Annotated in this window: 21 protein-coding genes; 10 read left to right on the forward strand and 11 right to left on the reverse strand. The window is 38.0% G+C overall.

Annotated features, from left to right (window positions below; translation table 11 throughout):
• Positions 1 to 135: 135 nt before the first annotated feature.
• Entirely contained in the window at positions 136 to 555 is a 420-nt protein-coding gene (locus PFY10_00705) for an ACT domain-containing protein (protein WBV56958.1), read from the forward strand.
• A 76-nt stretch (positions 556 to 631) separates the two neighbouring features.
• On the opposite strand, the gene PFY10_00710 is transcribed toward PFY10_00705, so the two are convergent.
• The 4 genes from PFY10_00710 to PFY10_00725 form a co-directional block, all read right to left on the reverse strand.
• A complete protein-coding gene (locus tag PFY10_00710; protein WBV56959.1) occupies positions 632 to 1,546 on the reverse strand; it encodes a helix-turn-helix domain-containing protein in 915 nt (304 codons plus the stop codon).
• 82 nt (positions 1,547 to 1,628) lie between these two features.
• A complete protein-coding gene (locus PFY10_00715) occupies positions 1,629 to 2,528 on the reverse strand; it encodes an SDR family oxidoreductase (GenBank protein WBV56960.1) in 900 nt (299 codons plus the stop codon).
• A gap of 407 nt (positions 2,529 to 2,935) precedes the next feature.
• A complete protein-coding gene (locus PFY10_00720; GenBank protein WBV56961.1) occupies positions 2,936 to 3,844 on the reverse strand; it encodes a helix-turn-helix transcriptional regulator in 909 nt (302 codons plus the stop codon).
• An 82-nt stretch (positions 3,845 to 3,926) separates the two neighbouring features.
• On the reverse strand, positions 3,927 to 4,910 hold the full coding sequence (locus tag PFY10_00725) for an aldo/keto reductase (GenBank protein ID WBV56962.1): 984 nt from the start codon (positions 4,908 to 4,910) through the stop codon (positions 3,927 to 3,929).
• Between the two features lie 260 nt (positions 4,911 to 5,170).
• On the opposite strand from PFY10_00725, the gene PFY10_00730 reads away from it, so the two are divergent.
• Positions 5,171 to 6,115 carry an alpha/beta hydrolase gene (locus PFY10_00730; protein ID WBV56963.1) on the forward strand — a complete coding sequence of 315 codons (945 nt, stop codon included), beginning with the start codon at positions 5,171 to 5,173 and terminating at the stop codon, positions 6,113 to 6,115.
• A gap of 42 nt (positions 6,116 to 6,157) precedes the next feature.
• Here the strand turns inward: PFY10_00730 and PFY10_00735 are convergent, their stop codons facing one another.
• Together PFY10_00735 and PFY10_00740 are read right to left on the reverse strand one after the other, a co-directional pair.
• Positions 6,158 to 7,672: a hypothetical protein gene (locus PFY10_00735; GenBank protein WBV56964.1), complete on the reverse strand. Its 1,515-nt coding sequence runs from the start codon at positions 7,670 to 7,672 to the stop codon at positions 6,158 to 6,160.
• 685 nt (positions 7,673 to 8,357) lie between these two features.
• Positions 8,358 to 8,990 carry an NAD(P)H-dependent oxidoreductase gene (locus PFY10_00740; protein WBV56965.1) on the reverse strand — a complete coding sequence of 211 codons (633 nt, stop codon included), beginning with the start codon at positions 8,988 to 8,990 and terminating at the stop codon, positions 8,358 to 8,360.
• A gap of 179 nt (positions 8,991 to 9,169) precedes the next feature.
• On the opposite strand from PFY10_00740, the gene PFY10_00745 reads away from it, so the two are divergent.
• Positions 9,170 to 9,556: a helix-turn-helix domain-containing protein gene (locus tag PFY10_00745; GenBank protein WBV56966.1), complete on the forward strand. Its 387-nt coding sequence runs from the start codon at positions 9,170 to 9,172 to the stop codon at positions 9,554 to 9,556.
• A 111-nt stretch (positions 9,557 to 9,667) separates the two neighbouring features.
• Positions 9,668 to 10,018, forward strand: coding sequence for a VOC family protein (locus tag PFY10_00750; protein ID WBV56967.1), 351 nt, complete (start codon positions 9,668 to 9,670; stop codon positions 10,016 to 10,018).
• 148 nt (positions 10,019 to 10,166) lie between these two features.
• Here the strand turns inward: PFY10_00750 and PFY10_00755 are convergent, their stop codons facing one another.
• Positions 10,167 to 10,622, reverse strand: a complete 456-nt coding sequence (locus PFY10_00755) for a GNAT family N-acetyltransferase (protein ID WBV56968.1) — start codon at positions 10,620 to 10,622, stop codon at positions 10,167 to 10,169.
• 179 nt (positions 10,623 to 10,801) lie between these two features.
• On the opposite strand from PFY10_00755, the gene PFY10_00760 reads away from it, so the two are divergent.
• The 4 genes from PFY10_00760 (at position 10,802) to PFY10_00775 (ending at position 18,094) form a co-directional block, all read left to right on the forward strand.
• Positions 10,802 to 11,989 (forward strand): hypothetical protein, encoded by a 1,188-nt coding sequence (locus PFY10_00760; protein WBV56969.1) that lies wholly within the window; start codon positions 10,802 to 10,804, stop codon positions 11,987 to 11,989.
• Between the two features lie 405 nt (positions 11,990 to 12,394).
• Positions 12,395 to 13,651, forward strand: coding sequence for an alkaline phosphatase family protein (locus PFY10_00765; protein ID WBV56970.1), 1,257 nt, complete (start codon positions 12,395 to 12,397; stop codon positions 13,649 to 13,651).
• Positions 13,652 to 13,662: 11 nt separating this feature from the next.
• Positions 13,663 to 16,620, forward strand: coding sequence for a SusC/RagA family TonB-linked outer membrane protein (locus PFY10_00770; GenBank protein WBV56971.1), 2,958 nt, complete (start codon positions 13,663 to 13,665; stop codon positions 16,618 to 16,620).
• Positions 16,621 to 16,639: 19 nt separating this feature from the next.
• Positions 16,640 to 18,094, forward strand: a complete 1,455-nt coding sequence (locus PFY10_00775; GenBank protein ID WBV56972.1) for a SusD/RagB family nutrient-binding outer membrane lipoprotein — start codon at positions 16,640 to 16,642, stop codon at positions 18,092 to 18,094.
• A gap of 106 nt (positions 18,095 to 18,200) precedes the next feature.
• Here PFY10_00775 and PFY10_00780 read toward each other — a convergent pair whose 3' ends face one another.
• From PFY10_00780 to PFY10_00790, 3 genes are all read right to left on the reverse strand, one after another.
• The gene (locus PFY10_00780) at positions 18,201 to 18,596 is read right to left on the reverse strand and encodes a VOC family protein (protein WBV56973.1); all 396 of its coding nucleotides are present in this window, start codon (positions 18,594 to 18,596) and stop codon (positions 18,201 to 18,203) included.
• Positions 18,597 to 18,668: 72 nt separating this feature from the next.
• Positions 18,669 to 19,520 (reverse strand): helix-turn-helix transcriptional regulator, encoded by an 852-nt coding sequence (locus tag PFY10_00785; protein WBV56974.1) that lies wholly within the window; start codon positions 19,518 to 19,520, stop codon positions 18,669 to 18,671.
• Positions 19,521 to 19,538: 18 nt separating this feature from the next.
• Positions 19,539 to 20,519: an amidohydrolase family protein gene (locus tag PFY10_00790; protein ID WBV56975.1), complete on the reverse strand. Its 981-nt coding sequence runs from the start codon at positions 20,517 to 20,519 to the stop codon at positions 19,539 to 19,541.
• 213 nt (positions 20,520 to 20,732) lie between these two features.
• On the opposite strand from PFY10_00790, the gene PFY10_00795 reads away from it, so the two are divergent.
• Together PFY10_00795 and PFY10_00800 are read left to right on the forward strand one after the other, a co-directional pair.
• Entirely contained in the window at positions 20,733 to 21,317 is a 585-nt protein-coding gene (locus PFY10_00795) for a Crp/Fnr family transcriptional regulator (GenBank protein ID WBV56976.1), read from the forward strand.
• Positions 21,318 to 21,379: 62 nt separating this feature from the next.
• Entirely contained in the window at positions 21,380 to 22,006 is a 627-nt protein-coding gene (locus PFY10_00800; GenBank protein ID WBV56977.1) for an NAD(P)H-dependent oxidoreductase, read from the forward strand.
• Between the two features lie 41 nt (positions 22,007 to 22,047).
• On the opposite strand, the gene PFY10_00805 is transcribed toward PFY10_00800, so the two are convergent.
• Positions 22,048 to 23,364, reverse strand: coding sequence for an ATP-binding protein (locus tag PFY10_00805; GenBank protein WBV56978.1), 1,317 nt, complete (start codon positions 23,362 to 23,364; stop codon positions 22,048 to 22,050).
• Positions 23,365 to 23,371 lie beyond the last annotated feature (7 nt).

Raw genomic sequence — 23,371 nt, forward strand, 5'->3', positions numbered from 1 at the left:
CCTATTTCACGGTTTAATTCAATGAGCATTTTATGTATCGGGGTTCATAGTTCCATTAAATAACTATCACGGAGCATTTTTTATCAATTGATAAATAAATCCTAAGGCTTAACCTGTAGTTTTGTACAAAAAAAGATGTCAGGAGAAACAGATTTAAAAATATTGCTGCAACATATGGAACCGGTGCTGAATTCAGGGGAATATGTTTTTTGCAAAGTAGGTTACTTACATGAGATTCCGGATATAGAAAAACTTGTATTTTTCTTTCGTGAAAAAGAAGCCATAACCGTTGTTCTGGAAAAGCCGGTCGCTGAAAAATGGAATTTGGAATACAATTATGTTTCTTCATGGATCACTTTGAGTATTCATTCCTCACTTGAAGCCGTGGGGCTTACGGCTGCATTCGCTAACGCACTCAAGCACGAAGGTATTAGCTGCAATGTGGTGGCAGCTTATTTTCATGATCATATTTTTGTTGCAAAACATGATGCAGAAAAAGCAATTGAAGCTTTGAAAGCGATGAAGGTTGGGAACACCGTAGGATTTTTCAGATAGAATAATGGATTATTGGATTGTTTATAAATGGGTCTGATAATAAATAGCAGAGCCTAACCTTGGCAAGGTATAATGGTTAGTTAAAAAGTTCCCTAAATCCAAGCGGAGTGGTATTCGTCATTTTCTTAAAGAATTTGCTGAAAGACTGTGGGTGCTCAAATCCTAATTCATAAGCAATCTCACTTACGGTGCTGCCTGTCGTGCTGAGTTTTTCCTTTGCTTTTTCGGTCAGCTTCTGATGAATGAACTGTTGGGTGCTTTGTCCGGTAAGGTTTTGGAGTAATGTTCTCAGATATCCTGTAGAAATACCGAGCTCTCCGGAAATATAATGAACACTTGGGATGCCATTATTTATGATCATTTCACTGTTGAAATATTGGTTGAGTAGGATTTCTAACCGTTCAAGGATTTCATGATGTGCCTTATCACGGGTAATGAATTGGCGCTGGTAAAATCGGTTTGAATAATTAAAAAGCGTTTCCAGTAATGAAACCATGATATCACTGCTGAACTTATCTGTATTAGTATTGTATTCCTTTCGGATATTATCTATCAGAAGCTGAAGGATCTGCTCTTCATCTTCAGAAAGAAAAAGGGCTTCATGCAGGGAATAATCGAAAAATTCATATTGGGTTATAGTTTTAGCCAGGGGTTTATTCCATAAAAAATCAGGATGGATCATCAGCATCCAGCCTTCAGCGGGACGTGGCTGGTTGTCCATTTCAATCCGGAGTACCTGGTTCGGAGCCATAAAAAATAATATGCCTTCATCAAAATCATAGTCTTGCTGTCCATATTTGTATTTATGGTTCATATTTCTTTTTACTGAAAGGGAGTAAAAATCAAATACCAGGCTTTCACTTCCTTTATCGGGTTTTTGCATATCTCTAAAATCAATGATGCTGATCAGCGGATGTTTAGGCTTTGGTAAGCCACGCAAAGCATGAAACTGTGAAATTGTTTTGATCCTTATGGGTTCTTTTGCCGACATAATCTTTTAGGGTATAAAAAGAGAAGAATATGTAAATAGCTTTCACATACTCTTCCCTGATGTGGTATAGTAAATTTACAATTTATTGGGCAGGAAAATAAATTTCTCCGTGTAAATCCGATAGCAAATCGATTTCATTTGGCTCCCAATTTAATATTTCCCGTGTTGCAGCGCTTGAAGCAAGGACATTAAATTCTGCAAAATGGGCAAACCAGGTAAAGTGATCTGCTACCTCACCTGCTGAAATGGAACGTGCTGGTATACCCAGTTTTGTACCTATCGTTTCGGCGATCTTTTTAAATTCGATGCCTTCTTCTGCAACTCCGTGGTAGCGTATTCCGTTAACCGAATGTTTTTCTACGGCCAGTCGGAAGAGTTTGGCCGCATCTTTACGGTGTACTGCAGGCCAGAAATTCGTACCGCTGTCAATGTATGCAGAAAAACCTTTTGCTTTTGCTATTCCAATCAACGAAGGAATAAAGCCAATTTTATCTCCCAGGTCATGCACCACAGGGGGAAGACGGACAACGGCTACCTGAACTCCTTTAGCAGCTACTTTGTCTGCTGCATGTTCTGTAATAATCCTTGGAATGCTATTACCTTCCGGCATATCTTTTTCCGTAATCATACCTTGTTTTTTAAGCACACCGATTCCTGAAGTAATAACAAATGGCTTTTGCGTTCCTTCCAGTACGGAGCCGATCGTTTCAATGACCTTTCCGTCCAGGATACACATTTCTTTAAATTTGCTGAAATCATGGATAAATCCAAGATGAATTACTGCGTCAGCTTTTTCAACTGCTTCTATCAATGTCTCTGGTTGACTGAGATCTCCGTAATATACTTCTACACCGGACTTCCTTAGTTTTTCCGCGGATTCCTCAGAACGGGCTAATCCTATAACCTGATGTCCGCCGGATTGTAATTCTTTTACTGTTGCAGAGCCTATAAATCCTGTAGCTCCTGTTACAAATACTTTCATTTCCTGTTTGTTTTTAACACTACAAAGTTGGAAAGAACAGGATTTCTCTACGTAGCCAAAACACACTTTGTTGTAGCCGGAAAACACATAATTGAAAACACGTGAGAAATAAAATAGCTTCATATTTTTTAAACTGCATCTTTATAAACCGACCTAGGAAGCTGTAGCGTAAAGAAAATGATTTCTGTGAACGTAAAGAAAATTCTACTGTTCGAAGTGCGACAACCATACCGAATCGGACAGCTCATATTGAACTCGCGCAAGTTTTAGAATTTTTAGAGAACAGAATTCATTTTTAGCGAAGATTCCAGTCTTGAATTTTTGTTTCTTTTGTTTCAAGACAAAAGAATATAAAATCGGTTTATCCAACCCCAATTTATGAGGCATTTCGCAGATTAAAAAAATCTTCAATTAAACGATTCCCTAAATGCAATAGGCGTTACCTTCACCATTTTCTTAAAAAACTTACTAAAAGACTGCGGATGCTCAAATCCAAGCTCATAAGCAATTTCACTGATTGATAATTGGGTGGTTGACAGTTTTTCCTTTGCAAGATTGCTGAGTTTCTGATGAATATATTGTTGGGTATTCTGTCCGGTTAGCGACCGTAAAAGATCGCTCAGGTAACTGGGGGAAATACTCAGTTTTTCTGCTAGGGAATGAACTGTGGGAATTCCATGTTCCAATAGGCTTGAATTATTGAAGGATTGATCAAGAACTTCTTCAAATTTTTCAAGTATACCGTGGTTCACTGCTTTTCGGGTAATAAACTGTCGCTTATAAAACCGGTTGCTGTAGCTTAGCAGAAGCTCTATTTGTGCAATCATTACATCCTGGCTGAAATCATCGATCCGGTTATTGAGTTCTTCTTCAATGATTTTAAAAACTGATAAAATGGTTTCCTTTTCTTTTTCCGAGAGAAGTAAAGCTTCGTTGGCAGCGTAGGAAAAGAAGCCATATTCCTTTATTTTTTTTACCAGAGGATAAGACAATATAAAATCGGGATGAAAAAGCAGGATAAAGCCGGAATTCGTTTGGTCATCCGGGCTTTCAAAGATCTGGTTGGGGGCCGTGAATACCAGTCCTCCTTCGCGGAAATCATAATAGTTTTGCCCGTACCGTGCGTGGCTGCATAGATCTGTTTTGCAGGCGATCTTATAAAAATTCAACATCATGGTTGGGGAAAGTTCATCCGGATTGATTCGGATGTCTCTGATATTGATAAAACTTACCAAAGGATGTACGGGCTTGGGAAGCCCGAACACCTTATGCAAGTCGTATAAAGATTCAAATTTTTGTGGAATGTTTTTATCCATTTTAAATAATTGTATCTGATCAGAAATTCTTTTACAATTTACAAATAAATTGCCTTAAAGAACCGACTCTTCTATTATCAGTTTAATCTTTTAATGTTCTTAGTTTTGCCAGATCTTCATCTTTTCTGTCGCCATGAACCTGAATGGTAGCCAGTGCTGTTTCTATCTGCTTAAATTCATCTTCAGTAAGGACAATATCAGAAGATTCTATATTCTCGCGGATCCTTTTTAAATTTCTTGAACCCGGAATCGGTACGATAAAATCATTTTTATGGAGCATCCACGCCAGGGAGATCTGCGCGGGAGTTGCTTCTTTCATGGTGGCAAACCCATGCAAGAGATCCAGTAGAGGCTGATTTGCGAGAATGTTATCTTTCTGAAATCGGGTGATTACTCTACGGGCATCAATTCCGGTAAATGATGTATCTGCGTTTACCTGACCGGATAGAAATCCGTTAGCCAGAGGCGAGAAGGCTACAAAACCGATTCCCAGTTCTCCGCAGGTCGGGATCACATTTTTTTCAAACTGCCGGGCCATAATAGAGTATTCACTTTGAATTGCGGTAATGGGTGTTACGGCATGTGCTTTCCTGATCTCTTCTTCCGTGGCTTGTGATTGGCCCCAGCCCAGTATTTTTCCTTCCCTGATCAGCTCACCCATACACCAGGCTATATCTTCTACAGGAATATCTTTGTTTACACGGTGCTGATAATAAAGTTCGATGTGGTCTGTTTTCAATCTTTTTAATGAGCCTTCTATTTTATTTCGGATCACTCCCATTAGTTTTTCTGTGGAATAATTTTCTATGCTATCCTGAATCCAGAATTTGGAGGCAATGCTCACCTCATTCCTGAAACCGGCTAAAGCTTCACCCAGTAATTCTTCATTAGCTCCCATGGCGTAGGCTTCTGCAGTGTCAAAAAAAGTACAACCCAGATCATAGGTATTGTGAAGTAACTCTATGGATTCTTTCCGTTCTGGTACTGATCCGTACCCCTGGCTGAGTCCCATACTGCCATAACCGATACTCGATACTTCGAGAGTTCTCAATTTTCTTGATTTCATTGTATTCTTATTTAAAGTTGATGTCGCAAAGTTCAGCTTATAGCATAAGTTTCATGTAGCCTGATTGAGGGATCACTTAGCCAGATTGCGGAAAATCGGCAGAAAGGCATTTCATGGAAATAAACGGTAGGGAAGAAGCTTTTTTAAGTGAGGTAAATGTCTGATTAACCCCTGAAATTGTCCGTTTGGCGTACTTTGTAAGTGTTCCGCCTTTTTGTGCGCTTTATGTTTGCACCATAATCATACAAAAATAAACAACAATGAAAGCATTCAGAACCATTTCAGCAGCAAGTATTTTATGTGTAACGCTATTTTCAGTGGCAACTGTGTCATGCAGTGAAGAAAGTGAGATCATCACCCAGGAAGTCCAGATGGTGAACCACCGCAACGCCAAAACAAAATTTATAAAAGTAAAGGGGAATGACATCGCTTATCGTACCTGGGGAAAAGAAGGAGGGATACCGTTGGTATTATTACCGGGATTGGGAGGCTCCATGGACGACTGGGATCCGGCAGTCACAGACGGGCTGGCTCAGAAATATAAGATCATTATATTCGATAACCAGGGCGTGGCTTCTTCCCAGGGAACAACCCCTAATACCGTGCAGGGGATGGCCGATGATGCCATTGCTTTTATCAAGGCACTCAACCTGACGAAAGTAAATATTATGGGCTTTTCGATGGGAGGATTTGTGGCACAAAGAGTGGTTTTAACGCAACCTGCACTCATCAATAAAGTTATTTTAACAGGTACCGGACCTAAAGGTGCAATCGGATTATCCAATTTGCCGAATATCATTGCCGGAACTGCAGGATTAAGTCCTGAAGAATCTTTCCTGAAATTTGGATTTACCCAATCTGCAGCGAGTATTGCGGCAGGAAAGCTATCTTATGAGAGGATTCAGCTTCGTACAACGGATCGGGATCCTGCATTAAGCGATGCGACTTCCAATGCTCAGTTTACGGCTGTTCTGAGTTGGGCGCAACCTGATGCCAACGCTCTTGAAGAAATAAAAATGATCAAAAATAAGGTGCTTATCGTTCACGGGGAAAATGACCTTCCCGTATCGGTTCAGAATGCACAGAATATGAAACAAAATTTGGAGCATGCGGAACTCGTGATTTTCCCGGATTCAGGACATGCGTCTTTCTTTCAGAATCATGATGCGTTTGTGGCGAAGGCTGTGGCGTTTTTGAGTGAGTAGTTTTTGTTTTTATGGTTAAGAGCTTACCATGTTGGTAGGCTCTTAGCTTTTATATAGTCTTAATTCAAAAATGTACTTACTAAGGGATAATTCAACAGATTTATTACCATTTTTCCATTTCACAGTAGCATTTTCTTTATCCTGATTGTTTAGAATAGGCTTTCCTAGTTTTTGCATTAGAAAAGCAAAGAGCCAGTCAAATTTTGATTTATATAATTTTTGTGTATCAATATTAGGAGTAGTTTGAGATTCTTCTACACTGTCAAAATGTGATTTAATACCCCATTGGAATTCTATCAGCTCAATTGATTTTTCTCTCGTTGTATAATAATACATCGTTATCAGATGAATAAATGGGCTTTCTTTTTTTCGATAAATTCTAGGAGTTTCTATATCTTTTCCATCAAGTATATAATGAGAGATTTTGTGACGTTGGGTTAGGTCTCTTGCATTTTCCTTTTGCTCAATATCATCAATTTGATTTAAAGATAAAGTATTTAAATTAGAATAGAAGTAATCGAAATTTGTTTCAACCCACTCCTTTGTCTGGTCTTCACCCATAATAGGTTCCTTATAAGAATTTTTGAATGAAGTTACATTGATGTGATTTTTGTTAATTTCAATAATCCCAAAATTATTTTTACCCTTAATAGAAAACTGAATAGTTTGATATTGATTGTTTTGTATTGGGTTTCTTGTATCGTAATACCATTTGAAGGGACGTAGATCAGATTTAAGATCAAGAACTGGTGTTAACTTTTTATTCTCCACTATTCCGATTTTTGTTGAAATACCATCGTTAAATAAATGATAAAATTTATTGTTTGCTATAAAAGAGGTTGCTATCGAATATTTAGATTTAACATCAGTAGTATCAATATATATAATTTCACCTCCTTTCATTGAGTTGCTCCCTTCTCTGAAATATCGTTCTGCTAATACTGCTTTTTTGTAATCGTAAGCTTCTTTACTTATTTCTAATTTTTTAGGATCTGATATTTTAAGGATGAATTTACTTGTCGTTAAATAATAAGCATTATCAAATTTGTTGATCACGGGATTTGTTGCTGCTATTTCATATTGTTTATGAGTTAAATTATCTTTGAACCAAGTTACTCCACCCCATTCTCCGAAGTCGCGAGTATATACTGTATATTCTTTATCTTCATATACCAGATCAATTCCTTTTTTAGTTTCAATCCATTTTTTATTTTTTTCATCAAGATAAAAAGTATGGTGATTATAATATTCTGTGGTAAAGATGGAATCATTTTTTATATATAAATCATAATAATAGGTTTGGAGCTTTTCAGGAACACTTATTTTAGAATTAACTTTTCCTTCCTCATCTAAAATATAAAAGTTGTGATTCGAACCAGAACTGAATTTATCATTATCAGTCTGAAAATAGCAATAATACTTTGAATTATGTTTTAACCAGGGGCCAGGACTTCCAGGAATATCAATTTCTATTGTTTCGTAGTCAATTTTTAATTCTTGTGGATGACAAGATTGCATAAAAAATATGAAAATAAAAATTTGGAAAATGTTTTTCATAGATCTACTGTAATGATGCTAACTTACAATAAATTTTGAAATTAATTTGTATTCTGCTTACCGAAAATATGTTATTTTCTAGTGTCTTGGCGATTAATCAGACTATATCATTTTATCAACATATTTACAATTGATCTCGATACATTTTTCTCCTGAACTACGTTCGCAGGATTACATCCTGTATTTCGAAAAACACCCGATTTGATGGTAGACTACTATTTGTAGAATATAAGGAAAAAGGCAACGTCACTTCGAGTAGATTTTGAAAAAATCGTATCGAGAAGTTGCTTTTTTTGTCGTAATAAAATTAATGGAGTTTTTGTTAAACGCGAAGGCACAATTATTTTACCATCTGTATGTTGTTAAAGTGCGAGAAACCCAGTATTTTATATCATTACTAATTACAATTCAATTGTATTCTACCCATTTATGTCATTCCGTAAGAATCTAAACCCTAGTTTTTATAAGGGTGTGCTGAGATTCCTACGGAATGACAATATTGAGTATTAGTGTATATAGGGTATAGCTTAGTAAATATGATTATTGAAGCCAAAAGAATTTCGTTCCATAAAATTCTAGGTAAACGTTATATCCTCTTTGCCGAAAATCTTTGATTTTCTTGCGCCTTAAAAACAGCAGCATATTAAAAAATCTTTGCGTCTTTGCGATTAACCAAATCCACTTATTAATGAATCTCAATAAATAACTCCTCATTGGATCTCCTTACTTTTTTCAGGTTCACCAGCCAGTCATTTTCTGTATCTCTGTATCCAAGCGCCAGGAGAACCGTACTTTTTAATCCCTGTTCACGAAGATTAAGAATCTCATCATAGGCTTCACTGTCGAATCCTTCCAGAGGAGTGGCATCTACTTTCAGATCGGCTGCGGCAAGAAGGCCAAATCCTAATGCGAGGTAAGCCTGATGGGCAGCACCCACAAAATGCTGGTCTTTACTTCTTTTTTCCAGAATGCCGAGAAGCTTTAAACGGTAGTCATCGGTGGCACTGGAAGGCAGGTTGCGTTCTTTATTACTAAATTCGAAAAAGGTGTTTACTCTTTCCGGAGTGTACTCATCCCATGCTGCAAAAACCAGCAGGTGAGAAGCCTGAAGAATCTGTTTTTGTTCCCATGATACGGGATATAACTTTTCTTTTAATTCCTGATTGGTGATCACCAAAACCTTAAAAGGCTGTAGACCGGAACTTGAAGGCGACATCCGGATCGCTTCCAGGATCTGGTCGACCTTTTCATTTTCTACTGTTTTACCATTATAGCTTTTTGTGGCAAATCTCCATTGTAATGTTTCTTGTAATGACATAATGTTGAGTGTTTTTTATTAAAAATTGTTGAGGTTTTTATCTCATTTTGATGGAACAAAGTTAGGGCGTTTTGGTTTCCAAAACACACCTGTTACCCGTTGGTAACCAGTTACAAAAAAGTAACCAGGTGACTTTTAATACAAATAATTCCGTAATTTTAAAGTCTAATTTTCGGGGTATGAAAAAAGATAAAATTGAGATCTCAATAAAATGCCAAAACCACATCCGTGGCGTACGTGATACCATGTATCTGCTGGATGGGAAATGGAAAACGCTCATCATAAGCCATTTGTACTATATAGGAAAAATGCGGTTTATGGATCTGAAAAGACAGGTAGAAGGCATCGCGTCAAAAACCCTTTCCAAGGAATTAAAAGAACTGGAAATGAATAACCTGATCAAAAGAACCCAGAATAATACCATGCCCGTTTCCGTAGATTATGAACTGACCTGTTTTGGAGAAAGTCTCCATACGATTATTGATACGATGGGTGAGTGGGGGATGAAGTATAGGAAGGATTTGTTGCAGAAGGGGAGTGAGGTGGTTGCTGAAGTGATCAACTGATGCAAGCAACCTTGAAATTACGATAAGACGGGAGATCTTAAATAAAAAATCTAATTTTGTATGGTATTGTGACCTGAAAAAGGCAATAGTTTAATAAAAAAATGCAGACTAATGGGCTTAAAAATACTTTCAATGGTTTGGGGCGTAAAGGATCTTGATCGAGCCATCACATTTTGGTGTAAGGCATTAAATTATGAACTGAAACGAGATCCCGATGTTGATTTTGCAATTTTAGTACCCAAGGATGGTATAGGTATGCAATTGTCGTTGAAACTAACCAGTTCCGACGAACCAAAAAGGCATCATATTGATTTAATAACAGAGAATCAGGAGGAAGAGGTAAAACGTTTGCTTAACATTGGCGCTAGTCAAGTTGAAGGTTGGAATTATGAACCGAATGCTGACTATGTCGTATTGCTTGATCCTGAAGGAAATTCTTTTTGTGTCGTCCAGGCATCATAATACCTATTTTGGTCACCAAATCTAATTTGCTCACTTTGATGAGAATTAAAATCTACTATAAAGATATTACTAGCCTGTGCAAAGTCTGTGTCTTTAAGCTGAAATCTACACAACTATATATTCCTTCCTTCTCTATTGTTTTCTAATGTTATTCTAATTCGAAGCGATATGTATTTAAATATCTGTCTTTAATCAGCGTATCAATTTTTCCAACTATTTTACCACCAATCTTTTGATAAAAACCATCTGCATATGGATCAGCATACAGCTCCATATAGCTATATCCTAATTGAAGCGCTTCTGATTTTGCATGATCCATAATTTCCCTTCCAAAACCATTCCCATGGAACTCAGGAAGTATCCATAATCCGTTTAATTCTGTAAATATTCCTTTGTCCTTTAGAATATAAAACCCTATAAATTGATCAGCAGAATAGCATTTATATATTTTTCTATCAATAAAGCTGCCGGGAGTAACAGCCAAATCATCATGCCATTTCTCGATTAATTCATCTGAATATCCCCAATGTTGTTTGGCTGTCTTAGCTGTTTTCGTTAATAAATCACAATCCAGCTGAGAAGCAAGTTTAAACGTTAACTTCATCTGTAAATTTTTAATTTAATTTTCAAAGATATAAAATTTGTTCCGGCAAAGTTTGGAGTGATAAATGGAAATTCCCCCTTGTCAGTACGTATCTTGCTAGTCTCTACATAATGTGAGTTTACAAGATGTTTTATAAAGTATTTTTTTAATTAAATTTGATGGTCACAAAATACTAATCCATGAAAATCAAATTATTAACGCTTCTATTACTTATTCTGAGCCATACGGCATACTGTTGCAGTATGTTTAAAATGACGCACAAAGGAAGGACGATCGTTGGCAACAACGAAGATTGGGTAAGTCCGAATTCCGAGATATGGTTTGAACCTAAAATGCAGAATGCATACGGAGTGGCTTATGTAGGTTTTATCAACCGATTTCCACAAGGCGCAATGAATGAAGCGGGATTGGTTTTTGATGGTTTTGCTACTCCGGAACTGCCTGTTGCCAAACAGCCGGGGAAAATTGAAAAACCTGTTACCGAGATCGTTCAGCATGTGATGAGCAGTTATGATAACGTTCATCAGGTAAAAGATTATCTGTCAACCATTGATATGAGCTTCCTGACATCAAGTGTTATGATGTTTGTTGATAAAACGGGTGAATACCTTCTTGTGGAAGGGGGTGCATTGACCCTTGGAAAACAGGAATATTATATCCAGTCGAATTTTAATCCTACCAAAAATACAGTAGAAGAAGACAAGAAGAAGTTGGATTATTATATGAATGGAGTAAATTTCCTGAAAACCAACCATCCCAATGGGACTTCTCTTTTTTGTTCTTCTGTTATGGATAAAATGCATGTGAAAGATACCCAATATACCAATGTGTATGATCTAAGCAAAGGAACGATCCAATTGTTTTTTCACCACGATTATGAATATTCCGTAATGATCAATCTTAAAGAAGAACTGAAAAAAGGAATTCATTCATACATGATGGCTGAACTTTTCCCTTCTTCATCTGAAGGAGTGGCTTTTTACAAAAGATACAATGATCCGAACGATCCGGCAGGATACTTAAAAGATCTCTGGGCAAAAGGAACAGCAGGAAAATCAAAAACAGAAATTGAACAATACAGATCAACATCAGGATTAGCCTGGCTCAGTAACTATATCGGCTATGAATGGATGCGGGATAAAAAACAGGTGGATGTTGCAATAAAGATTTTTACTTTTGCAACTGAAATGTATCCGGAAGATGCAAATCTATTCGATAGCCTTGGAGAAGCCTGCTTTGTGGCGAAAGATTATAATTCGGCTATTATCAATTACGGAAAATCACTTTCCCTGAATCCTAAAAATCCAAATGCCATTGAAATGCTAATGAAAATAAAGACTGCAATGGAAAAGATGGGTGACAAGTAAAAAAAGATTTTATCTACTTTTTATTAGAAAACGATAAATAAGTATAGAGATAATAGTTCCAAATCCCTGAATAAGTGAAACAACGATTATTTTTAAACTAAGAATAATTTTACCTTCATTATAACAAGTAAAAAAAAATATTCCGTTTAAAAGCCTTTCATAATCATGTGTTTAGAGGTTTAGTGTAAATTATTTTATCTTAAATTCTATTTTAGAAAATTTCATGAATTTAAATTGAAGTTTTTATTAAATAATGTTTTTGTAAAAAGTTGACAAGTGTTCTCTATCTTCTATAAACAGGAGTAAGATTTTAATGAAAGTTAATATATTATTTAAACTTGTTAATGGTTTGTTAAAAGATAGTCTGTGTTTTTTATAGAATTTTGCCCCAATAAAAAATGTAGCATGAACCTTTTCAAAACTTCCCTTTTTATTCTTCTTTCTTTCACCGGTATTACCGGGCACGCACAGAAACATTCGCCGCAAAAAAAAGTAGTTTTTATTATTGTAGATGGTATCGCTGAAGATATGCTGGACAAATCTGAAATCCCCAATCTTAAAAAGATTAAAAAAGACGGTGCACTCCTGAAAGCGTATGTAGGAGGAGAAAAAGGAGGGTACAGTGAAACGCCCACGATTTCAGCAGTAGGATACAATAGTTTGCTGACAGGAACCTGGGTGAATAAGCATCATGTTTTTGATAACGATATTAAAGATCCTAATTATAGCTATCCAACCATTTTCAGGCTTTTTAAAGATCAGTATCCCGGCAAAAAGACAGCTGTATTTTCAACCTGGGAAGACAACCGTACGAAGCTGATCGGTGAAGGCCTGGCGGCCACAGGAAAGATAAAAATGGATTTTTCTTATGATGGGTTGGAAAAGGATACCTTGAAATTTCCACACGACAAACAAAGCGGATATATCCGTAAGATCGATAGCCTGGTGGCAGGAAAAGCAGCAAGCTATATTAAAGAAAATGCCCCTGATTTGTCTTGGGTATACCTGGAATTCTCTGATGATATGGGACATCGCCACGGAGATGGAGATATTTTGTATAAGGCAATCTCCTTCGAGGACAGGCTGATCGGAAAAATATATGATGCCGTAAAAGAACGTGAGGCAAAGCATGGAGAGGATTGGTTATTCATCGTTACAACGGATCATGGAAGATCTGCCAGTAACGGAAAAGGGCATGGCGGGCAAAGTGATAGAGAACGGGATACCTGGATTGCAATCAATAAACCCAATATTAACGCATATGCCAAAAATAATCGTGTTGCGATTACAGATATTCTTCCTACGATGACTGATTTTCTCGGTATCAAAGTACCTGAGAATGTTCAACAGGAAATGGACGGAATCGATTTGCTTAAAAACAGAGCGGTAAGCCAGCTGAAAGCCTCTTTGTTAACCGACAGAACATTGGAAGTAACATGGAAAGTGGTAACTCCCACGAAGGAATCTGCTGAGGTGTATGTGACCACTACCAATAATTTCAAAACCGGTGGTAAAGACTATTACCAGTTGTTGGGACAGGCAGATCTGAGCAGCGGTAAGTTTATCTCAAAACAAAAACTCGATCATTCCGATATCTACAAGATTGTTCTGAAAACCAAAGAAGGCTTTCTGAATACGTGGATCACTCAACAAAATAAATAAGGAATCTACTTATGAAATTACATCTTTTAATCGGCCTGGGCTTAGTCACAGGCCTGGAAGTCTATGGCCAGAACGTACAGAAAATAGATGGCGCCGATACCATAAAGACCCATGAGAAAAAGATCGATGAGGTTGTTATTACAGCACTTGGGATCAAAAAAGACAAAAAAACGTTGGGATATGCAGTACAGGAGGTGAAAGGCGATGTGTTTGAAAAAGCAAAGGAACCGAATTTCATCAATTCCCTTTCCGGAAGGGTAGCCGGATTGAATGTTAAGAACAGTACGGATCTTTTTCAGGATCCGGGAATCAGCCTGAGGGGTGCCAAGCCGCTTATTGTTATTGACGGTGTTCCAGACAGGACCGCTGATTTGTGGAGGATCAATGCGGATGATATCGATAATATCAGTGTATTGAAAGGGCCTACAGCTTCTGCTTTGTACGGATCAGTGGGAAAGGACGGAGCAATCATGATTACCACTAAAAAAGGTAAGAAAGGAAGAATGAGTATTTCATTTAATAATTCCACCATGTTTCAGACTTCTTTTATCCGTATTCCTAAAGTGCAGACAACATACGGGGGAGGAAATAACGGGAAATATGCCTATATAGACGGAAGTGGTTCCGGAAGTGAAGGTGGCGGATGGATCTGGGGTCCTAAGCTAGACCAGAAAGATCCTACAACACCCAGTGGATATTATGAAACTCCGCAATACAATAGTCCGATTGATCCTGCAACCGGAAAACCGATACCCTTACCATGGATTTCCCGCGGAAAGAATAATATTAAAAACTTCTTTGATACCGGCGTTATCCAGTCCAATAACCTGAGTGTGGACTGGGGAAGTGAAAAAGCAACTTTCAGACTTTCCCTTTCTAATATTTATCAGAAGGGAATCGTTCCGAATACCGATCTGAAAACTACGTCAATCAGTCTGGCAGGATCCGTAAATCCTATTGAAAAGCTTACGATTAATTCTACTTTAACCTATAATAAAGAATATACCTCCAACTTCCCGGAAGTAGGATACGGACCTACGAACTATCTTTATAATCTCGTATTATGGACCGGTGCCGATGTAGATGTAAGAGACCTGAGAAATTACTGGGTAGCCGGAAAAGAAGGATACCAGCAAAGGCATTACAATGTTTCTTACTACAACAATCCTTATTTTCAGGCGTATGAATACCTGAGGCCTTACTATAAGGATAATGTAATGGGAAATGTAAACCTGGAATACCAGATCATTCCCAAATTATCAGCTAAAGCCCGAGTGGGGACAAATGTGTATGCCCTGAACCGCGAATATAGAGAGCCTAAAAGCTATATAGGGTATGGAAATAAGTCATTAGGAAACTATACGCAGATTAACGGAAATTATTTTGATATTACTTCAGAACTGGGACTTAAATACCAGAACCGCTTTTCAGAAAACTTCTCATTAACCGGTGAAGGATATGTGTCTAATTTCTACAGGGAACAGAAAAATAGTGAGATCCGTACTGATGGATTGGTAAGCCCGGGATGGTATAATCTTTTTAACAGTATAGGACCGCTATTTGCTCCAAAAGCAGGAAACCGGAAAGAATTTGAACAGATCAACAGCGTATACGGGTACGTAGATATGGAAATTTACAAAGCATTTTTCCTGAATATGACTGCCCGATATGACAAAGTATCCACACTTCCGAAAGGAAATAACGGGTATTTCTATCCGTCTGTTTCCGGATCAGTATTGCTTAACCAACTGGTAACGCTTCCGGATTGGATCAGTTTTGCCAAACTTCGCGGATCATTGGCCCAGGTTTCCAATGGTAAGCTGGCCAACGATACGTATGGTTATATCTCTGCATTTGAAAAAAGTGATATCAGCTGGAACGGACAATCAACATTTGTTTTCGGGGACGTGTTGATCGACAGTAATATAAAGCCGGAAACATCGAACTCATGGGAGGTAGGAACGAACATTTCATTTCTAAAAAACAGAATTAATTTAGACGTTGCTTATTACCAAACCCGGGATTATAATAATCTGGCGAGTATTCCTCTGTCTGAGGGAGTAGGATATAAAACGTACCTAACCAACGGAAATGTATTTCAAAGAAAAGGGGTAGAGTTTACCCTGAATGCGGATGTCATTAAGAAATCGGATTTCAGATGGAGTACACAGCTGAATTTGAGCCACTACCGGAAGTATTTAAAAGAAGCTTATGGTGGTAAAGATTATACAACAATCTATAACGCTGCCAACGGAAGGAACAATTTCATCCGGGTAGGAGAGAGAGCTGATAAACTGACTGCCATGCCTTATGAAACTTCACCGGAAGGGCAATTGGTCCTTCAAAACGGATATCCCGTGAATTCCACAGCACCCTTTGAAAGCAATATGGGATATTCTGATCCGGACTGGACTTATGGTTTATCCAATAATTTCAGCTACAAGAACTTCTCACTTTCCTTATTATTTGATGGCCGACTTGGAGGAACCATGTATTCCACTACCAATCAGAAAATGTGGTGGGGAGGGATTGCGCCGGGAACAGTTAATCAGTATAGGGATGATGCCAATGCCGGAAACAATACTTATATAGCACCGGGTGTAAGAGTGGTAAGCGGTTCTATAACATATGACCAGAATGGTAATATAAAATCCGATACCCGCGTTTTTGTTCCCAATGATGTTGCTGTAAACTACAATGCTTATATGCAGAGTACCAGCAATGCTTTTGAAAGCAATTACCATTATTATAAGCAAACCTTTATCAAATTGAGAGAGATCACGGTTACTTATAATTTTGAAAAATCTTTTGCCGAAAAATTAGGAGTATCATCAGCGAGTGTTTCGTTAATCGGTAGAAACCTTTGGCTGGCTTCAAAGATTAAAAATGTAGATCCCGATTCTGGTGTCGACCAGCTTCAGACTCCTGCAACAAGAAGTTTTGGAGTTAATCTCAATGTAAAATTCTAATGATAAAAATACGATAGAAATGAAAGTAGCTAAAATATATATAGTGTTGCTGACTGCTTTAATAGGACTTACGGGCTGCAGCAGGGTAGATGATTTCCATGATGATCCCAACCGTTCTAAAAGTGTAGATGCGGAAAACATCCTTCCGGGAATCGAAGTGAATGCATTCAGTACGATTAAGGCGGAAGCAGCTCTTGCATCTAGACAACTTACCTATATCAACGGAGTTAATGCGCAGCAGTATTACAACTGGCAAAGAGGATCATTTGGTGTTTATGACAACATCAAGCAGGTGGAAAAGATGGTGGAGGAAGCCAATAAAAAAGGAGGAAAGGAATATATTGCACTGGCCCGCTTCTTTAAATCTTATTATTTTATCTCCTTAACCGAGACATTTGGTGATATTCCTTATAGTGAGGCGATAAACACGGCTAATTTTTATCCGAAATATGATGACCAGAAAAGCATTTATAAAAACGTCCTTAATGAACTGGCATTAGCCAATACCGAGCTTTCCAATCTGAATACTCCGATCCGTGGGGACATAATCTATAATGGAGATTTGCTTAAGTGGAGAAAACTGATCAATTCCTACAGATTAAGGATCTTGATGGATCTTTCTAAAAAAGCAGATGATCCGGATCTGAATGTAAAACAGACTTTTGCCAATATTATCAATAATCCGGCCCAAAATCCTGTGATGGAATCCAGCAATGACAGTGGTGCATTACCGTTTTATAATCTTGTAAATAACCGGTATCCGTTTTTTAATAGTAATGATCTGCAGACGGCCTATTATATGGAGCAAAGTTTTGTAGATAAACTCAGGACTTCCAAAGATCCAAGGTTATTTAAAATGGCTGAAAAGAAAACAAGTACAGTTGGGACAAGTCCTTCAGATCCGTTTAGCTTTTATGACGGATTATATGGAAGTGGGGATCTGGGGCAGAATTCTACCAAAGCATCCAATGGTCTGGCATCAAGAATTAATCCGAGATATTTTAATGATCCGATCAATGAGCCTTCTTTATTAATGGGATATGCTGAACTCCAATTTGTTTTGGCCGAAGCGGCCGTAAGAGGCTGGATCAATGCAAACGCAAATACATACTACCTGAATGCCATTAATGCATCCATGACTTTCTATAAAATAAGTCCTACAGATGTAGCAGCTTATCTGGCTCAGCCAACCATTAATCTGCAGCCTGGAAAAGAGATCGAACAGATCATGGATCAGAAGCATACGGCCTTGTTTTTTAATACGGGGTGGCAAATATTCTATGATCAGAGAAGAACAGGTTTTCCTCACTTCAATACTGATGGTCCCGGAATTCTGAACAACGGCAAGATTCCTAAAAGATGGATGTATCCTTCTTCGGAAATCAATAATAACAATACCAATCTTAACAATGCTATCACCAAGCAGTATCCGGCTGGTGATAATATTAATGAGACCATGTGGCTGATTAAGTAAGCCGTACTGAATTTACACATCGGATCAATAAAAAACTCCTGCTTCGAAGAAGCAGGAGTTTGCTGTTAGTTAGAAAATGAAGGATATGATGATTCAATATAAATTTTTAGCTGAACTTTTTAATTGCTTCCGGAGAAACAGGTGTGAAAAAATTGATCAGATTTCCGTCCGGATCACAGAATAAAAGTGACCGGTTACCCCACGGCATGGTGGTGGGCTCCTGGACAATTTCGCTTGTAATTCCTTTAATTCTCTCATATTCATCGTCTACATTGTCGACAATAAATTCTATTATGCTGCTTTTGCTTCCGGTAGATGCTGTGAGGTTTTCACTGAAGAGCGTCATGGTGCGTGTGCTTCCTATAGCTAAAGTGATAGAACTTGTAGAGAGCTCTGCAAAATCTTCTGTATACCATTGAGCTGTCAGTCCCATTGCATTCTCATAAAACTGCACGGATTGCTTAATGTCCTTTGTGATAATTCTTAATGATGTTAATTTCATGTTTGTTGAATTTAATAATATCCTGGAACAAAAGTAAGCTCAGGTTGTGACAAGAGTATGTCAGTAGAAAAATTAATCTCTGAATTTTTTACGGAAATTAAGGGCTGTCATTCCCGTTTCTTTAGAGAAAAAGCGTGAAAAATAGGAATGATCTTCGAAGCCCAGGTCATTTGCAATCTGTTTTACATTGAGGTCACTGAAGTATAAAAGCCGTTTAGCTTCAAGAATTATATTGTACCTGATCCAGAATGAAACAGGGGAACCCGTATATTTTTTCAGGCATTCATTCAGGTATGATTCTGAAATATGGAGCATTTTTGCGTAATCGGAAGGACTTTTATATTTCCTGATATGTTTGTTAAGAAGATTTTTGAATTGAAAGGACAGTTCAGCGGTTCTTGAATTGGCATCAGAATTCTCCCGGATACGAACAACATCTGCTGCCATTTCAAAAAAGGAACGCAGTAATGAGTAAGCTATATTTAAATTGAGTTTATCCCCGGAAGAATGATCTGTTTTTCTATGTAAAATATTCAATAGCTGATCCATATCTTCCGCATCTTCCGGACGAAGATCAATAGGTTCCTGAAAGCCCAGCCAGCTTTCAAAAGTATTCCGGCATGATGGGTCCACCAATGAAGGATCTACAGCGATATACCATCCTTCAGCTTTTCTCGACTGAATCCGGTAATGAATCTGTTCCGGTAAAATGTAGTACAGCTGTTTTTCACGGATAATTTTATTTTCAAAGTCTACAATTGTAGATCCGGAGCCTTTCAACATCATAAAAAATATATAATGATCGTCACGGTGTGCCCCAAGATCTCTGGAATGCTTCCGACTGATCTGCTCAGGGCCAAATCGTGAAATTAAAAAACTATGATCAGTTTTTTCCTGTAATTGATGGATGGGAATATTTTGCATAGAGAATGTAATCAATTATTAAAGTCCCAGGATGCGGTCTGCATTTCCATGGGCAATCTTTGCGATCTGTTCAGCTGGAAGATTTATGCCGTGTAAGAAATCAATACCCATCTGATTATCACTAAAAGGATAATCTACCGATAGAATAATATGATCTATGCCTATCGTATCCAATGCTATTTGCAAAGGAGGTTGGGTGAAGAAACCACTCGTTGTTATATAAAGCTGCTCTCTGAATGTATCAGCCATTGTTCTTTGATTACGGCCTCCATTACCCGGCTGAAAAGCCTTATTGGACCTGTCCCACATGATCGGCAACATTTCGCCCATATGGCCTATGATTATTTTCAGTTTGGGATAATCATCAAAAACTCCGGCTATCAGAAGTCGCAGTACATGAATAGCTGTTTCTGAGTGCCATCCCCATCCCCAGCAGGCAAGAGCATCAAAAGAACCGGAGGTTGTGCCTATATTGCTGTAGTAAGCATCCATGACAGGTTTTGGTGGGATTCCGGGGTGTATATATAGGGGAACTCCTAACTTTTCAGCTCTTTCAAAAACAGGTGCAAATTTAGGAGCGTCCAGGAATTCTCCACAGGTAAGTCCGCGGATCATAGCACCGCGGAAACCATAAGTCTTTACGGTGCGTTCAAGCTCATCAGCCGCAGCAGAGGGAGCCACCATCGGAAGATGGGCAAATGCCGCAAACCTGTCAGGATGATCTTTTATTCTCTCCGCCAGCAAATCATTATATTGCGAAGCAAATGCAGGAGCAGATGACTGATCCAGTAAATTGACATCGGTATTTTCTACAGAAAGGACCTGCATGGATATACCCGATTGATCCATCGATTCCAGTCGTTGTCCGGAAATATCCGACAACATAGGCATCAGTCTCATTGCCGGACCCGATGGCTGCTTTTTATCCGTTATACCGTCAGGAAGAAAGTGGGACATTTCAGGAAAGGACACGTGTTCCTCTATTGTTACTATTCTCATTGTAAAAGGATTTTATTGCCACAAAAATAGAATACTAAAGGTACGCAATCAATGAAGAACTTACAGGGATGATAGCACAATTCGCGGTAATTTTTTTCTGGGATATATGAAATGGAGAGTGCTCATGCATTAACTCATTACCTGATCTTTTATAAACCATGAATAGATTGGAATATTCTGTACATTTGTTGATCATCTCATTAAAGATCGCTTATGAAGGAAAACCCTTTACTGAAAAATATTTCCAGATATGTTACTTTAACAGAGGAAGAGACTGAAATTTTTAAGAGTTTCTGGACAGAGAAAATTTTGGAAAAGGGAGATTATCTTTTGAGAAACGGGGATGTCTGCCGGTATGATAATTATGTGGTTTCTGGTCTCGTGAAAGCATTTTATATCAATTCCGAGAATGGTAATGAAGAAATTCTTTATTTCTCTATTGACGATTGGTGGGCCAGTGATATCGATAGTTTTTCTAAACAGAAAACTTCTATTTACAATATCCAGGCTCTTGAAAAAACCAAGGTCTTACAGATCAATTACCATTCATTTCAAAATCTGTTGCGGGCTATTCCACAACTTGAGCGTTATTTCCGGCTTATCCTTGAAAGTTACCTGGGGGTCCTGCAAAAAAGACTGATCTACCATAATGTATATGATGCAGAATACAGGTATTTTGATTTTCTTGAAAGATATCCTGATATCGCTTCCAGGGTTCCGCAGTATCTGATTGCTTCCTATCTGGGAGTGTCGGCAGAATTTATTAGCAGACTGCGAAAAAAAAATAAATCCTCTTGAACTAGGTCAATTTTTCTCTCTTTTATAATCTGGAATTTTGCTTCATTATAATAACGAAGCATATGAAAAAAGTATTGATCATCAACGCAAGCGTAAGAAATGAAAGATCACACAGCCGAAAACTGTCAAAGCTTTTTGCAGACAACTGGACATCAAAATATCCTCATGATATATTTACCTACAGGGAAGTAGGAACAGAGTTGATTCCCGGAATTGATGAATCCTGGATTGCCGGGGCGTTTACCAAGCCTGCAGACAGGACAGAAGCGGATCATAAAGCCTTGGAGCTGAGTGATGAACTGGTGGATGAACTGAAAGAACATGATATTTATGTCATTGCCATACCAATGTATAATTGGTCGCTTCCCAGTGGTTTGAAAGCCTATATCGACCAGGTGATGAGATTCAATAAAACCTGGAAATTCCGATCAGGAGTTCCTGATGGCGATTATGTAGGCTTACTTGAAAATAAAAAGATATTTATACTGTCCAGCAGGGGAGATACAGGCTATGGAGCAGGAGAGAAAAATGCTCATATGAATTTTCAGACCACGTATCTGGAGTTTATATTCGGGATTATGGGAGTAAAAGATATAACCCTTTTTTCTCTGGACAATGAAGAGTTCGGCGGAGAGATATTTGAAAAGTCCAAAAGGCAAATCTTTGAGCAGATAAGCCTGGTTGAATAAAGCAGAGTATTTTAGGTTTTCCAATTACAATTGAAAAGCAGTTATACTAAAAACCATAATTCAAAACTGCTGCCCTCATTCAGTGCCTGGTAATTGAGATACCCTCCATGCGCTTCCAGTATACTTTTGGTAAGTGTGAGCCCGATTCCGGAACCACTGGCTCTTGTTGTAAAGAAAGGAAGGAAGATCTTGTCTTTAATTTCAGGAGTAATGCCCGATCCGTTGTCGGTAATAGCGATAATGATGCGGTTATTTTGAGATCGGACAGTGGTTGTGATGGTTTTATTTGCTTTTTCAGAAACGGCAAATATCGCATTGAGATACAAATTGATAAGACTGCGTTCTATCATTTTCTCATCCGCCAGAACCCTGAAATCTTCAATTTCGCGGACGATTGAAATATTTTGCTTTTCAAATTCCGGTTTCAGGAAATTTAATGCAGATTCTACTATTTTTTTCAGGGAAACAGAAGCCAGAACGGGTTTGGGTAATTCTGCAACCTGGCGGTAATCATCAACAAAGCTTAGCAACTGTTTTGATTTGGAATTAATGATCATCAGGCTTTCTTTCATTTCCTGCTGGTCTTCTTTATCTACGGTTTCCTGATTACTGATGTATTCCAGGCTTTGGATCAGGCTGTTTACGGGGGTCAGTGTATTGAGGAGTTCGTGTGAAATCACCTTCATCAGGTTATTCCATGCGAGCTTCTCTTTTTGTTCTATGATCTTCTGAACGGATTCCAGGGTGATGATGTAAAAACGGTGTTGCGGATTTTTTACCTGTTTTGTTCTTAATGAAAAGGACTGCTTGGAATTTCCACGAATAGAAATATCAAAAAATTCCTGAGAATTGCTGTATCCTGTATCCTCAATAATTTTAAAAAATTCAGGGGCTTTAGATGCATACAGGCTCCAGCTGTTGTATCTTGGAACCTGGAGGCTTGTAAGAAAAGCTTCATTCACATAAAATACTTCCCAGTTTTTATTTTCCTCGGAAAGGATCATGAGTCCTGTTTCCATCTGATCCAGAATACTTTCGTACAGAAGCTTATAGGACGATAGGGAAAATTGTTCTTCCTTGCTTTGGTAGTACAAACGGATGCTGCTATCCAAAAGCGCTGTTCCTTCCTCTTTGGGAAATAATGAAAAATCTTTTTTTCTGATAGAAGATATAATCTTCTCTGTTTTTGATGCTAAAGTAATCTGCGATTGGTTGATCAAAATAACAAAGAGCACCATTATTCCGGCAAAAAGACTCGCATTAAACCATTTTTCCTGTAAAAAAAAATGATAGGTAGCAATTCCGCTCATGATTGCCAGAAAGTGGTAAAGCAACCACCAATATTTATATTTATTCATAATTTTA

Source organism: Chryseobacterium daecheongense, from assembly GCA_027920525.1.
Lineage (GTDB): Bacteria > Bacteroidota > Bacteroidia > Flavobacteriales > Weeksellaceae > Chryseobacterium > Chryseobacterium proteolyticum.

Coding starts and splice junctions, on each gene's coding strand:
- PFY10_00705 (WBV56958.1), top strand. CDS start 136: ATGTCAGGAGAAACAGATTTAAAAATATTGCTGCAACATATGGAACCG.
- PFY10_00710 (WBV56959.1), bottom strand. CDS start 1,546: ATGTCGGCAAAAGAACCCATAAGGATCAAAACAATTTCACAGTTTCAT.
- PFY10_00715 (WBV56960.1), bottom strand. CDS start 2,528: ATGAAAGTATTTGTAACAGGAGCTACAGGATTTATAGGCTCTGCAACA.
- PFY10_00720 (WBV56961.1), bottom strand. CDS start 3,844: ATGGATAAAAACATTCCACAAAAATTTGAATCTTTATACGACTTGCAT.
- PFY10_00725 (WBV56962.1), bottom strand. CDS start 4,910: ATGAAATCAAGAAAATTGAGAACTCTCGAAGTATCGAGTATCGGTTAT.
- PFY10_00730 (WBV56963.1), top strand. CDS start 5,171: ATGAAAGCATTCAGAACCATTTCAGCAGCAAGTATTTTATGTGTAACG.
- PFY10_00735 (WBV56964.1), bottom strand. CDS start 7,672: ATGAAAAACATTTTCCAAATTTTTATTTTCATATTTTTTATGCAATCT.
- PFY10_00740 (WBV56965.1), bottom strand. CDS start 8,990: ATGTCATTACAAGAAACATTACAATGGAGATTTGCCACAAAAAGCTAT.
- PFY10_00745 (WBV56966.1), top strand. CDS start 9,170: ATGAAAAAAGATAAAATTGAGATCTCAATAAAATGCCAAAACCACATC.
- PFY10_00750 (WBV56967.1), top strand. CDS start 9,668: ATGGGCTTAAAAATACTTTCAATGGTTTGGGGCGTAAAGGATCTTGAT.
- PFY10_00755 (WBV56968.1), bottom strand. CDS start 10,622: ATGAAGTTAACGTTTAAACTTGCTTCTCAGCTGGATTGTGATTTATTA.
- PFY10_00760 (WBV56969.1), top strand. CDS start 10,802: ATGAAAATCAAATTATTAACGCTTCTATTACTTATTCTGAGCCATACG.
- PFY10_00765 (WBV56970.1), top strand. CDS start 12,395: ATGAACCTTTTCAAAACTTCCCTTTTTATTCTTCTTTCTTTCACCGGT.
- PFY10_00770 (WBV56971.1), top strand. CDS start 13,663: ATGAAATTACATCTTTTAATCGGCCTGGGCTTAGTCACAGGCCTGGAA.
- PFY10_00775 (WBV56972.1), top strand. CDS start 16,640: ATGAAAGTAGCTAAAATATATATAGTGTTGCTGACTGCTTTAATAGGA.
- PFY10_00780 (WBV56973.1), bottom strand. CDS start 18,596: ATGAAATTAACATCATTAAGAATTATCACAAAGGACATTAAGCAATCC.
- PFY10_00785 (WBV56974.1), bottom strand. CDS start 19,520: ATGCAAAATATTCCCATCCATCAATTACAGGAAAAAACTGATCATAGT.
- PFY10_00790 (WBV56975.1), bottom strand. CDS start 20,519: ATGAGAATAGTAACAATAGAGGAACACGTGTCCTTTCCTGAAATGTCC.
- PFY10_00795 (WBV56976.1), top strand. CDS start 20,733: ATGAAGGAAAACCCTTTACTGAAAAATATTTCCAGATATGTTACTTTA.
- PFY10_00800 (WBV56977.1), top strand. CDS start 21,380: ATGAAAAAAGTATTGATCATCAACGCAAGCGTAAGAAATGAAAGATCA.
- PFY10_00805 (WBV56978.1), bottom strand. CDS start 23,364: ATGAATAAATATAAATATTGGTGGTTGCTTTACCACTTTCTGGCAATC.